9 protein-coding genes are annotated in these 13,441 nt (G+C 59.4%); 5 read left to right on the top strand and 4 right to left on the bottom strand.

Going from position 1 to position 13,441, the window contains the following annotated elements; genetic code table 11:
- Positions 1-45: 45 nt before the first annotated feature.
- The gene (locus R3C19_11465) at positions 46-1,686 is read right to left on the bottom strand and encodes an FAD-dependent oxidoreductase (protein MEZ6060971.1); all 1,641 of its coding nucleotides are present in this window, start codon (positions 1,684-1,686) and stop codon (positions 46-48) included.
- Between the two features lie 121 nt (positions 1,687-1,807).
- Between R3C19_11465 and R3C19_11470 the strand changes: the two genes are divergently transcribed.
- Complete coding sequence (locus R3C19_11470) at positions 1,808-3,124, top strand: Gfo/Idh/MocA family oxidoreductase (protein MEZ6060972.1); 1,317 nt, start codon at positions 1,808-1,810, stop codon at positions 3,122-3,124.
- A gap of 383 nt (positions 3,125-3,507) precedes the next feature.
- On the opposite strand, the gene R3C19_11475 is transcribed toward R3C19_11470, so the two are convergent.
- The 3 genes from R3C19_11475 to R3C19_11485 all read right to left on the bottom strand — a co-directional run bounded on the left by R3C19_11475 (position 3,508) and on the right by R3C19_11485 (position 6,154).
- A complete protein-coding gene (locus R3C19_11475; GenBank protein ID MEZ6060973.1) occupies positions 3,508-4,926 on the bottom strand; it encodes a magnesium chelatase in 1,419 nt (472 codons plus the stop codon).
- 158 nt (positions 4,927-5,084) lie between these two features.
- Positions 5,085-5,765, bottom strand: coding sequence for a tetraacyldisaccharide 4'-kinase (gene lpxK / locus R3C19_11480; GenBank protein MEZ6060974.1), 681 nt, complete (start codon positions 5,763-5,765; stop codon positions 5,085-5,087).
- On the bottom strand, positions 5,675-6,154 hold the full coding sequence (locus R3C19_11485) for a tetraacyldisaccharide 4'-kinase (protein ID MEZ6060975.1): 480 nt from the start codon (positions 6,152-6,154) through the stop codon (positions 5,675-5,677). Before R3C19_11485 ends, lpxK begins: the two co-directional genes overlap by 91 nt.
- Positions 6,155-6,237: 83 nt before the next feature.
- On the opposite strand from R3C19_11485, the gene R3C19_11490 reads away from it, so the two are divergent.
- The 4 genes from R3C19_11490 (at position 6,238) to R3C19_11505 (ending at position 13,387) form a co-directional block, all read left to right on the top strand.
- Positions 6,238-8,475 (top strand): NADP-dependent isocitrate dehydrogenase, encoded by a 2,238-nt coding sequence (locus R3C19_11490; protein MEZ6060976.1) that lies wholly within the window; start codon positions 6,238-6,240, stop codon positions 8,473-8,475.
- A 168-nt stretch (positions 8,476-8,643) separates the two neighbouring features.
- Positions 8,644-9,762, top strand: coding sequence for a leucine-rich repeat domain-containing protein (locus R3C19_11495; GenBank protein MEZ6060977.1), 1,119 nt, complete (start codon positions 8,644-8,646; stop codon positions 9,760-9,762).
- Positions 9,763-10,138: 376 nt separating this feature from the next.
- Positions 10,139-12,403, top strand: a complete 2,265-nt coding sequence (locus R3C19_11500) for a CehA/McbA family metallohydrolase (GenBank protein ID MEZ6060978.1) — start codon at positions 10,139-10,141, stop codon at positions 12,401-12,403.
- 63 nt (positions 12,404-12,466) lie between these two features.
- Positions 12,467-13,387 carry a hypothetical protein gene (locus R3C19_11505; GenBank protein MEZ6060979.1) on the top strand — a complete coding sequence of 307 codons (921 nt, stop codon included), beginning with the start codon at positions 12,467-12,469 and terminating at the stop codon, positions 13,385-13,387.
- The last annotated feature ends 54 nt before the right edge of the window (positions 13,388-13,441 follow it).

The raw sequence follows: 13,441 nt of genomic DNA on the forward strand, positions 1-13,441 counted from the left end.
ACCCCGGGGGCCGGGCATCTTACAGGGAGTGCGCAGCGGATCGAACTACTGGACGGCGACATCGTGCTGCAGTTCGACTTTTCTGACGACATACAGAACCGGCGACGAATCACCGGCGGACCTGCTTTCGATTCGCCGGACATTGAAGCCTGCTCCGAGTCGCGCGAGCACTTTGGTGACGGCTGTGCCTTCTTCCGGACCACCCGCATGACCCCGGTAAGCCAGAATCGTCATGATGCCGCCCGCTCGAAGTGCTTCGGCAGCCTGTTGAATCGCCGGCACTGTTGTTTCCGGTGACGTGATCACTTTCTTGTCGCCTCGCGGCAGGTAGCCGAGATTGAACATCACGGCCGCGACGCTGAGCGGGCTGACTTCGCTGTTCAGTGTTTCGTGTCCGCGAAGGATCAATCGGACGTTTTGCAATCCGTGGGCCTGCAGCCGCTGTGTTGTCGAAGCTAGTGCCGCTTCCTGGATATCGAAGCCGATGACCAGTCCCGCGTCGCCGACGAGCCGGGACAGATGACACGTGTCGAACCCGTTGCCGACCGTCGCGTCGATGACGGTGTCGCCGGGTTTCACGACTTCCGCCACAAGTTGCTGAGCTATCTGCGTCAGCGGCGGCTGTGCGGCAAGTTCGGCCTTTTTCTTAAGTCTTGCATAGTCGCTTTTCGCTTCGATCGGGCTGTCGTTGTACATCGCTTCGACGAGTTGCGCCGCCAGCCGCGGTGCCCGTACCGCTCCTTTTGAACCCAGCCCGTTGAAAATCCAGGCGTTGCGATGTTGTGAATTCCGTCCCAGCACCGGTTCGTAGTCTTTCATCGTCGGCCGCACCGCCGCTCGATGCCGGATCACTTCGATCGACCCGGTCACGAGTTCTGACAGCCGGCTCAGCAGTTCCGCTCGTCCCTCTGCTTTCGGCTGCGGCCTGGGATCCTTCCAGTCATACGTCGCGCCGGCTGTCTGTCGCCCGTCGATTTCCGGAGCAATCCAGATTCCGCGATGAATCACTTCCGTCCGTCTGTATCCGCCGATGCTGATCGTCAGGATATCGCCGCGAGCGGGGTTGTTCGGGACTTCCGGGAACCACTTCGTGCTTTCGAATCCTGTGCAGAACACGATGTTGTCGGCTGTCGTTCCGAGTGGATTTATTGATACGCGGTCGCCTCGCAACTCCACTTCCGTCGTCATGTCCACGCGACCGCGAAAGTACTCGCTGCGTCGATCAAAGAAGGCGGCCGTCGCCTTAAGAAACCCGGCGACGTCCAGTCGGCCTGACGGCTTGCGTCGGCTGCCGTAGTACGTTTTTCCGCCGACCTGCAATTCGCCGCTCCATTCACCGCGATCTGCGCCGGACTGATCTTCGGCCGTTGCTCTTGCCGACGACGTGTCTTCCTCCGCCTGCCGCAGCCGCACTGTTTCGGTTTCGCGAAAAAATGTCCCGGCGACTTCTGCTTCGACCCGCTGATAGAACGCTCTGGCCGTCTGCCAATCGAGTTCGAAATCCTGCGACCGCACCATCCGTCGCCCGGTGACCGGTGTCATCAATCCCGCGGAAACTCTTGACGCTGAGTTCTCGTCACCTGCGTCAGCGATCAGTACTGATCGGCCCTGCCAATGGAGGTTCCATGCCAGAGTTGATCCGGCAAGTCCCTGGCCGATAATGATTGCGTCGACGTGTTTCGTCATTCACCTGCCGCGCCCTGAAATCCGTTGCTCTGAACAATGATTGCTGGCAACGATTGTTCAGTTTCCGTAATCTCTTCGTGGTCAGCTACCGTCGCCGCTTTTTCCCTCCGGAGTGCATTCCATGACTCAACAAACCCGCCGCGCTTTTCTGCAAACCACCACCGCTGCCGCCTCGGCGATTTCCACCGGCCTCTTCGCTGGTTCGTCGGTGGCCTACCAATCGAAGAATCCTCTTGAGAAGCTCAGCGTTGCCTGCATCGGCACCGCCAATCGTGCCGCCGAAGATGTGAACGGTGTCATGAGCGAGAACATCGTGGCGCTGTGCGATGTCGATGCCAATTATCTGGATCGGTCAAAGAAACTGATCACGGAAAAAATGGGCGCGGAACCCCGGACCTACGCTGACTATCGAGAAATGATCGACGCTGAAGCCGACAGGATCGATGCCGTTGTCGTCGCTACGGCCGATCATCATCATGCTCCCGCTACGATGCGCGCGATTCGCGCCGGAAAGCATGTGTACTGTGAAAAGCCGCTGACACACACGGTTCAGGAGGCTCGACTGGTCGCTGAAGCCGCCCGCGAATTCGGCGTCGCCACACAGTTGGGGACTCAGATTCACGCCGAAAACAACTATCGTCGTGTCGTGGAGATCATTCAAAGCGGTGCGATCGGCGACGTCACCGACGTTCACGTGTGGGTCGGTAAGGGCTGGGGTATCACCGAACTGTCGGGTGAGGAATCCGAACCGCCGAAAACACTGAGCTGGGATTTGTGGCTTGGTCCGGCCCCTGTGCGGCCTTTCGTCGCCGGACGATACCACCCCGCTCAATGGCGTCGCTGGTGGGATTTCGGTCAGGGGACACTTGGTGACATGGCCTGCCACTACATGGACCTGCCGTTCTGGGCTTTGAAGCTGCGTCATCCGACGCACTGCGAAGCGGAAGGAGCCGAAGTCCATCCGCTGATGGCGCCCACCGGGCTGATTGTTCGCTACAAGTATCCGGCACGGGAAGACCTGGTCGCCTGCAATCTGACGTGGTACGACGGTGACCTGATTCCGAAAGAGGTCGCCGGCCAGCGCGTGCCCGCCAACGGCGTCATGTTTGTCGGCACGGAAGGTCTGATGTTTGCCGACTACGGAAAGTACAAACTCTTCCCTTCGGACAAGTTCGCGGGCTTCGAACCGCCGCCCAAAACCATCCCCGATTCGATCGGTCATCATCAGGAATGGATCAGGGCGTGCAAAGACGGATCGTCGACGACGTGCAACTTCGATTACTCCGGCGCTCTTACCGAAAGCGTGCTGCTCGGAAACGTGGCTTATCGAACCGGCACATCTCTGGATTGGGACGCTGCAAATCTGAAGGCCACGAATTGTCCCGACGCGGATCATTACATCCGCAAGGAATATCGCAGCGGTTGGGAAGTCTCGTGACCTTGTCAGGAATGACGCTGCCGGTCGCACGAATTTGTCCTCCACCGAAGCAGAGTCGGTGGAGGACCGGCAAAACAGAAATAAAGAAAGTAGCAGTAATAGACGTCAGACGAACGGTTGTTGATAAGTCACGGCCCGAAGATCGTAAGTACGGCGATCACAACGAATTGAATGAACCCGTGAGCTGTGAAGACACGGCGAAACAGCCGGGCGATCGATGTTGGAAAAGCGGCTGGTGAGTCGTGTCGAAACGGACGCAAACGCCGTCACGGAATCGACCGTCGCGTCAAAGTCGATGGAAAGTAGCACAACCATCAGACAGACAGAGACAATCAATCAACACGCGTGTTGATAACGTCAGCAGGGGTCGAAACGGCGGCGGATCAGGTTTCGTAAGCCACGACGCCGTGACGCTGCGAGCGGCTGATGCGGTCGGTGGCGTGCAGTCCGGCCAGCACGAATTCCACGCACGAAGCACGGACAGCCACATTTTCGGAGGCATTCAGTTCGAAGGCCTTGTCCCAGATCGGCGGCACTCGTTTCAGCAGTTGCTCATAGTGGTGGCTGGGCAGCATGTCGCCCACTTCGATCTTGACACCCCTGGCGAAGATCTGACTGATTTCTTCCAGACCGTGCAGCTCGACATATTCTTCGAAGACGGACTTAATCGCTTCGGCAGTGACGGAATCCAGCACCTGCCGTTCACTCATCTGATGGCTGCTCATCAGGTCGACTTCCAGCTTACCGAGTGACGACGAATACAGGTGGCCCAGGTCGCTGATTCGGGGAGCGGAAGGTTTTTCGCCAAGAACAGCACCTCGACGTCGGGCGCTGGCGATCATTGTCTGATAGTTGGCGATACTGAATCGAGCACTGACACCGGACTGCTGGTCGATATATCGGCTGCGGCGAGCTGCGCGGCTGATTTCCTCAACGATCTGCTTCATGAAGAACGGGACGACGACGGGAAATTCGCCGTCAAGCGGGATGTCTGCTTCCTGTTCCATGATCTGAATGCCCAGGTCACGCTCTTCCGGATAGTGCGTGTGAATGATGCTGCCGATGCGGTCCTTAAGCTGCGGGATGACCTTGCCGCTGCGGTTGTATGTCGAGGGATTCGCGGAGAACAGGATCACAACATCGATATCGAACTGGATGGGAAAACCGCGAATCTGAACATCGCGTTCCTCCAGAATGTTGAACAGCCCGACCTGAACCAGCTCATCAAGCTCCGGCAGTTCGTTCATGGCGAAGATACCGCGGTGCATTCGCGGAATCAGCCCGAAGTGCAAAGCGTCTTCGGCCGACATGCTGGTGCCGGCGGCCAGTTTCGCGGGGTCGATTTCGCCAATGATGTCAGCAAACTTGGTGCCTGGTGCAAGGCGTTCCGAATAGCGCTGCTCACGAGGCCACCACTTGATGGGGACCTCTTCATCCGCCGTGGTTGCCAGGTGGTCGATGGCCATCGAAGTAATCGGCTTCAGAGGATCCTCGTGGACCGGACATCCGGGAAGATCGAGATACGGAATGGCATCAGTCAGAAACCGCGACATCGTTCGCATCAGGCGGCTCTTCCCCTGGCCCTTTTCCCCCAGAAACAGCATGTCGTGACCCGCCAGCAGCGCCAGGCTAATTTCCGGAATCACAGTACTGTCGTAGCCGATCATCCCGGGAAACAGTTCCGCGCCGCCGGAGAGCGCGAGGAGAAAGTTGTCACGAAGCTCTTCCTTGACGGTTCTCGACTGCCAGCCGCAGGCCTTCAATTCGGCCAGGGTGGACGGTCGTTCCGGGGTGTGAGTCATAGTCTTTTCGCTTTCGTTGCCGTGAGGCGACCGCAACAGAGGGTTACGAGTCACAAGTGACAACAGCCGAAGGGGATGGCTCGGCGAAGGTTCGCTGTTTGTACCCGGATCGCGGCGGGCATCCGATTATTGCCGCGATTCGGCCTGTGAACAGGGCTTCATGATGTTTTTGACGGCATGTTTGAAATCGCGGCTGTCATGAGTCCCCGGAAGGATTCTTCATCGTCAGTGGATAGAAAAGCGGTATCGATCATCACAGCCGCCAGATCGTCGGTTCGCCGAGGAATTTTCACGAGATCCTTCAGTGTGACGAGCACCAGATCGCAGTCGTTGTCGGTTCGCAACCGGAGCACTTCATCGATATCAGCGGCGGTAAAATGATGGTGATCGGGAAAGAACCGCGACGCCGCGATTTGGGCGCCGAGAGTCTCACAAGTCATCCGAAAAGCCGTCGGGTTGCCAATCGCCGCAGCCAGCACCACCCGTCTTCCCATGATCGCGGTGAGATCGATGTGTTTCCCGGTCGCCGTCTGAAGACCGGCGGGCACGAAGCTGACGCGAAAGATCCGGTCGGCCAGCTTCGGGTTGTTTCGCAGCACCGCGGTGTCAATCCGGTCTAAAGCAGTGTGATCCGCGAGATCCGCTCGCGTCACCAGGACCGCGTCGGCACGTCGCAGCGAGGACAGCGGTTCTCGAAGCAAGCCCCGCGGCAACAGATGATCGTGGCCGAACGGACACGTCGCATCGATCAGAACGACGTTGAAGTCACGGTGGATTCGGCGATGCTGGAAGGCGTCGTCCAGCACGATCGCCGTCGCGGAAGTGTTGCGTGCCAGCATCGACGCCGCGACCACACGATCCGGGTTCTGTTCGTGAGGAACCCGGGACACAACAATTCCAGAACGCGTTTTTCATCGTTGGTGCCGCTGCTGTCCGCCCGATAACCGCGGCTGACGATACCCGGCATGTGGCCGGAGGACAGCAGCATTCTCACCATCGCAGCGACCACGGGCGTTTTTCCCGTGCCGCCCGTGGTGAGGTTGCCGATCGAAATCACGGGCACACTTATCCGCCGCGTTGTCTTCCAGCCGAAATCATACGCCGCATTTCTGGCAGCGATCACGGCTCGATAAGGCACGGACAGCGCTGACAGAACAAGACGTCCGCAGGCCGCCGCGGGACCAGCCGTCTCACCGCTGATAAGTTGGTGAAATGCCCGTTCAGACATGATCCCGCCGAAGTTGTTTGGCCGCGCCGATACTGCTAGTTTGCCCAGCCAGGCTCGAACAACACCCGAAAACAGAGGATCGCATGTCGTCCACAAAGTCCACGATTTACTACACCTACACCGACGAAGCTCCGGCGTTGGCAACGCACTCATTGCTTCCGATCGTGCGGTCGTTTGCCGGCGCCGCGGGAGTTGACATCGAAACGCCGGATATCTCACTGGCCGGAAGAATCATCGCCAACTTTCCGGAGAATTTAACGGAGCAGCAAAAGCAACGCGATGCACTGTCGGAACTGGGGGAACTTGCGAAGACACCGGCCGCGAACATCATCAAGCTGCCAAACATCAGCGCGTCAGTGCCCCAACTGATCGAAGCCATCCGCGAACTCCAGCAGCAGGGCTATAACATCCCGGATTACCCGGAAGAACCGCAGACCGAAGCAGAAAAGGCAATCCGGGCGCGGTACGGCAGAGTACTCGGCAGCGCTGTGAATCCCGTACTGCGCGAAGGCAACTCTGACCGCCGAGTCGCCACTCCCGTGAAGGAATATGCCAGGAAGCATCCGCATTCGATGGGCGAATGGAGCCGCGATTCAAAAACGCACGTGGCCAGCATGAGCCGCGGCGATTTCTACGGCAGCGAACAGTCGGTTGTTGTGGAAAACGCAGGCAGCGTACGAATCGAACTGGTGTCGCGGAACGGTGACGCAACGGTGCTGCATCCCGGTGTGACTGTGCAACAGGGCGAAGTCATCGACGCGGCGCGCATGAGCGCGAAATCGCTTCGGGAATTCCTGGCGTCCGAAATCGAGGACGCGAAAGCTCAGGGTGTGCTGCTGTCGGTCCACCTGAAAGCAACGATGATGAAGGTGTCGGATCCGATCATCTTCGGCCACGTCGTAAGCGTCTACTTTGACGAAGTGTTCACGAAGCATGCCGCTACGCTGGAAGAGATCGGTTTTGATCCGGAGAACGGATTGGGAGATCTTTACAGCCGGATCGAAAGTCTTCCCGCCGATCAGCAGCAGTCCATCAAAGCCGACATCGAAAAGGTGTTCGAGAATCGGCCCCGCCTGGCGATGGTCAATTCGGACAGGGGGATCACGAATCTGCACGTACCCAGCGACGTGATCATCGACGCTTCGATGCCCGCCGCGATCAGGGCCTCCGGAAAGATGTGGGGCCCGGACGGCAGCCTTCACGACACAAAGGCGCTGATCCCGGACCGCAGCTATGCCGGCGTTTACCAGGCGACGATTGACTACTGCAAACAACACGGAGCCTTCAATCCCGCCACGATGGGCAGCGTCTCGAATGTAGGTTTGATGGCCAGAAAAGCCGAAGAATACGGCTCCCATGACAAGACGTTTAAGATCCCGCATCCGGGGACCGTTCGAGTCGTCGATGAATCGGGGCAGGTACTGCTGGAAGAAGTTGTTGAGACCGGCGACATCTGGCGAATGTGTCAGACGAAAGACGAACCGATCCGAGACTGGGTCCGCCTGGCGGTCAGCAGGGCTCGCGCGACAGGAGCGACTGCCGTGTTCTGGCTCGACGAGAATCGAGCCCACGACGCAAATCTGATTGACAAGGTGAACCAATATCTGCCGGACTATGACACGACCGGACTCGATATCCGCATCATGTCTCCCGTAAAGGCAACAGAGTTCACGTGCCAGCGTTCGAAGGAAGGCAGGGATACAATTTCCGTGACCGGCAACGTCTTGAGAGATTATCTCACGGACCTGTTTCCGATCCTGGAACTCGGCACCAGTGCGAAGATGCTGTCCATCGTTCCGCTGCTGGCGGGTGGCGGATTGTTCGAAACCGGTGCCGGCGGTTCCGCGCCGAAGCATGTGGAGCAGTTCCTGGAAGAGGGCCATCTGCGCTGGGACTCGCTGGGTGAGTATCTGGCTCTGGCCGTGTCGCTGGAAGACCTCGCGGAAAAAACCGGCAGCGAACGAATTCGAATGCTCGCGGAAACGCTGGACCGAGCCAACGGCCAGTTTCTGAACAACGACAAGTCGCCGTCGCGCAAGGTGAACGAGCTGGATAATCGCGGCAGCCACTTCTACCTTGCGCTGTATTGGGCTCAGGAACTGGCGGCGCAGGCAATCGATGGCGATCTCCGGAGTCGGTTTACGGGAATTGCGCAACGGCTGAGTGAAAACGAATCCAGGATCGTCGGGGAACTGAACGCCGCGCAGGGACATCCGGTTGATATCGGCGGCTACTACCATCCGGATCCCCAAAAGACGGAAGCCGCCATGCGTCCGAGCGCGACGTTCAATCAGATTCTGGCGGAGCTTGTTGATCGGTAACCGCAAATCGTCAGCGCCGCTGTTCACATTGGCGAGCCGGGCAGCACTGCGATCGTGCGGGAGATCCGCGTTTCGCATCGCAGCCGCAGGCAGTCCGGCGAACTGACAGTTTCCGTGCATATCGGGCACATCGACGACTCGGAACATTCACATCGACGGGAGACTGACATGTTGGATCGTCTGCTACTGACCTGCCTGTTGTGTCTGCTGATATCCGGATGCCGGGAAGCGGCTTCTCCCGGCGGCGGATCACCGCCCACGGCCGAAGTGAGCTCCGCAATCGCAAAGCCACCGGCGGACGATCCGGCCGCTGTCATCACGCTGGAAGCACTGGGAGCAACGCTCAAACGGGACGGCAACGGTAACGTGACGGAAGTCAGCCTGAGGAATACAACGGCGTCGGACCACGATATTGCTCACGCGGCGAAACTCATGGAATTGAAATCGCTGCTGCTGAACGACCTGCCTCTGACGGACGAGGGCCTCGCGCATCTTGCCGAAATGAAGGCTCCGCTGGCCAATCTGGATCTGCGCGGTGCGGCGATATCGAACGCCGGGCTGCAGTCGATCACCCACCTGAAGACGCTGCGGGCGCTGAAGCTGTCCGGCGAAAACTCCAGCATGTCGGTCGACGACGACGGCATGAAATTCATCGCCGAACTGCCAAACCTGAAGGCTCTGGGACTTGATCAGGTCTGGATCACCGAGCCGGGGATCGAGCAACTGACGAGTCTGGCGAATCTCGAAGAACTCTACCTGGCGAAAACTCCCATCGGCGATGAAGCACTGACCTCGATTCAACGGATGCCCAGGCTTCGAAAGCTGCGGATTTCACAGAACCAAATCACCGACGCCGGTCTGGCTCACTTGGCCGGAAATCCGACGCTGGAAGAACTGGATCTCAGCGAAAACAGCCAGCTTACTGACGCCGGGATGGCCCATCTTTCGGGCATGACGTCGCTGACGAAGTTGAATCTTTGGCGGCTGGGGATATCGGACGAAGGAGTCAGGCATCTGTCGACGCTGGTAAACCTGGAGTGGCTGAATCTGGACAACACGCAGTTGACCGACGCCGGCTTGCCCGCGCTGCAGGACATGACGAAACTGAAGTTCCTGCACATCGGTTCCACACAGGTCTCCGATGCCGGACTGCCCGCATTGTCGTCGCTGACGTCACTCGACGATTTGAAAGTCACGCGGACAGCCGTCACGGAAGCCGGCGTGGCCGAATTGCAGAAGCAACTTCCGGACACAGCGATTCAGTTGAAGTACATCGAAGGTCAGTAACGGCTCAGTCGTCTGACGACCGCCGGAATTCCGGCCTTCTGCCGGCTGGAAGTCGCGCGACCCGGTCCGATCCAATCAACGGAACCACGGGAAGCCGGTCACGCACCGCGTCGGCTAAATCGGAAACCGTATCCCCGGACGAAAGGCTCTGTCATGCAACCACCATTGGATCGTCGCCGTCGCAATCTGCGCGTTCGGACAGTCGTTTGCCGCCGGACAGGCCGTTGACGGACAGCCGCTGGCCGCCAACGCCACGCGACTGCTGGAAGCGCTGGACTATCTGGGATCGCCGCTGCCGGCTGATCTGACGAAGACCCTGCGGGCCGCGATCGACCGCGACGACGCGAACGCCATCATCAAGACACTCGATCCACAGGTGCTGTTTCAGATTTCCATCAATCCGGAACTGCGGGTGAAGGTGGCTCGCGGTGACGGCGATCCCGTTCTGCAGCAGGCCGGCTACACCCCCGTTCTGGTGAAGGTGACAAACGAAGCCACCGTGACGCGCCGTTTGAGAATCGACAGTCCGCAATCCGGCCCGATCTACGCCGGAGCGGCGGAGGCTATTCTGAAGCGACAGGCACAGACCGAACTGAACACGAACGAAAACTCGAATCGCCAGCGTCGATTTCTGAACGTCGAGATCTTTGACACGTCGCCGATGACTGACCGGCTGAGCGGCCTGAACGTCGAATACATGATCGCATTGATCTACAGCAGCGAAGCCGGCCAGCGCGAGGCAACGATCATTTTTGACATCGGTCAGGGGACGCAGGATCTGGGGTTTCGAAGTGAAGTCCCCGTGCTGTTCAGCGTGAAGCCGGCGATTCCGGTGAAGCTTCACATCGTCGACACGGACGGCACGCCAACCACCGGACGACTGGAATTCCGCGACAAGGACGGGCACGTCTATCCGCCTCAGGCGCGTCGGCTGGCACCCGACTTTTTCTTCCAGCCGCATATTTACCGAGCCTTTGGCGACGCTGTGCTGCTGCCACCCGGCGAGTTTCGATTGACCTCGGGTCGCGGTCCGGAGTACCTCGATCAGCAGCAAATCGTTCGAGTGACCGAAGGCGGCTCCGAGCCTGTCACCGTATCACTCAAGCGCTGGGTGAATCCGCGCGAATTCGGATTCTACAGCGGAGATCATCACATCCACGGAGCCGGCTGTTCGCACTACGACAATCCGACGCAGGGCGTGACGCCGCAGGACATGTTCGCTCAGGTGAAGGGAGAAGGTCTGAATGTAGGCTGCGTTTTGACGTGGGGTCCGTGCTTCGACCATCAGCGGAAGTTCTTTTCACCGGTTGCTGATACCGTCAGTGAACCGCTGACGGTGCTGAAGTACGACCTGGAAATCAGCGGCTTCGGGTCCGCCGCGCTGGGACATGTCTGCCTGTTGAACCTGGCCGACCAGACCTATCCCGGTTCGGAAGGCACCAGCACCAAAGGCTGGCCGACGTGGACGGTGCCCGTCATGAGATGGGCGAAGGAACAGGGTGGAGTCACCGGGTATCCGCATTCGGCGCTCAGCGTTGATCCGAAACTGGCGGCGGCGTGGCTGATTTCCGAACGAGACACCAGCGGCGACGGAACCATCACCGAAGATGAAGCCCGCGGCCGTCTCTTCCCCGAAGGCTTCGGCGCAATCGACGAGGACGGCAACGGTTCGCTGACGTCCGAAGAACTTCAGCGCAGCGCCGATCGCGCGGCCGACATACTGCCGAATCTCGCGCCGCCTTCCATGAACGGCGGCGGTGCGATGGAAATCTTCGTCAGCACGGCCGAAGGAGTCTGCGACTTCATCAGCGCGATGGATACCGCCAGGATTCCCGAATGGAACACGTGGTATCATCTGCTGAACTGCGGATTTCCGCTGAAGCTCAGCGGAGAAACCGACTTCCCCTGTATGAGCAGCCGTCGAGTGGGTCAGGGACGGGTTTACGTTCAGCTCGGCGAATCGGAACAGGTCGACTTTACGGAATGGTGTCGCGGCATCGAAGCCGGACGCAGCTATGTTTCGGACGGATTCGCTCACGCTCTGGACTTCACCGTCAACAATGTCGCGCCGGGCACAGGCGACGTCGCCGTGGCTGGCCCTGCCACGGTCAAGATTTCGGCGAAGGTTGCGTTCGCTCCGGAACAGCCGAGAGCCGTTGCCTACGGTACGCTCGATCCGCCGACCGGCCGGCGCATGGTGGGGGACACGATAAACCTGCACGCCCCGCGCGAAACCGGTACCGTGCAGGGTGGCGATCGGCTGGTGGAGATCATCGTGAATGGCGACGTCGCGGCATCGAAAGTGGTGGAAGCCGACGGCAACATCCATGACCTGTCGTTCGAAGTTCCCGTCGAACAAAGCAGTTGGATTGCTCTGAGGCAGTTTCCGCAGCTTCACACCAACCCGGTCAACGTGATCGTCGCGAACAAACCAATCCGAGCCTCCCGAGCCAGCGCGATCTGGTGTGCCGAATCCGTTCGCCTGCTGTGGCAGAATCGCCGCCGGTTTATTGTCGACGAAGAACGTCCGGCAGCCCGCGATTCGTACGTTCGCGCAGTCGGAGAATTCCTGGCACGAGCTTCACAGGCAGGCGACTCCCGGCTGTCGGTACCAAAAGTGTCGATTGGTCCACTGGAATAGGCCTCGAATCCTCAACAGCGCCGGGCTCACGGCTCGTCGCGACGTTTCCTGGGCTGCGACCCGATGACGGACGACAACTGGACAATTCTCGAGCCTGACATTGAATCGATTTTGTCGGCGAATCCGGAGCCGCTGGAATCGCTGGCGGCTGGTGACGTACCGGCGGTGGTAATTCGAAGTGCGTTCGCTGCTGATTCCTGCCGCGAGCTGGTTGGCAGGCTGGTTGATCGGGGATTGCTCTACGACCCGGCTCAGCCGGTACCGGACCAGTTCGTCAGGGCCGCAATTCCCGAAGGATACTTCCGCGAAGGACGCAGCCAGGCTGCTGCGGCTGCCTGGGACGCCGGTGCTGCCACGGATCGCCGCAGAATCGACATCGGGACAAGTCTGGGATACCGGGGCTCCGATCCGGAAGAATTCTTCGCTCACGCCCGTGACACGCACGCATTGTTCGCCGATCTGTTTGCTGACGGCGACAATCCGATCCGAACGCTGTACGAATCTCTTCAGCGGCTATCCCCCGAAAAGCAGGTCACTACGGCGCGCGAACCGGATGGTCGCGAATACGGTCCCGCCATCATCCGAGCCCACTACGGCGGATACACGTATGCTCCGCACTTTGATTCCGTCCGTCTGCGTGAGAAGCGCGAAGGCTACGCGGTCCATGATTTCGAGCACCAGTTTGCCGGAGTGCTCGTGCTGCAGAACACCCAGGACGGTGACCGGTCGGCCCAGTGCGTTCTGCATCGATGTCTGTGGCAGCCGGACGTTGACCCGTACCTGCAAGCCGGCACGTTCCATGAATATGCTTCGCGGACGGGGATCGCGAATGTGCGTGTCGTGCTGGAACCCGGCGACCTGTACTTCTTCAACACGCGCTGTATTCACGAAGTGCCGGGTGTCGCCGGCCGACTGCCGCGAATCGTTGTGGCAACGTTTATCGGCTACAGCAGTGACAGGAACGACATCTTCGTGTGGTCGTAGGTGCTACGACGCTGCGCAGTCCGTTCGCCGTGGCGCGTCGCGCTGCAGACGTCA

This window comes from Planctomycetaceae bacterium (genome assembly GCA_041398785.1).
Classification (GTDB): domain Bacteria; phylum Planctomycetota; class Planctomycetia; order Planctomycetales; family Planctomycetaceae; genus JAWKUA01.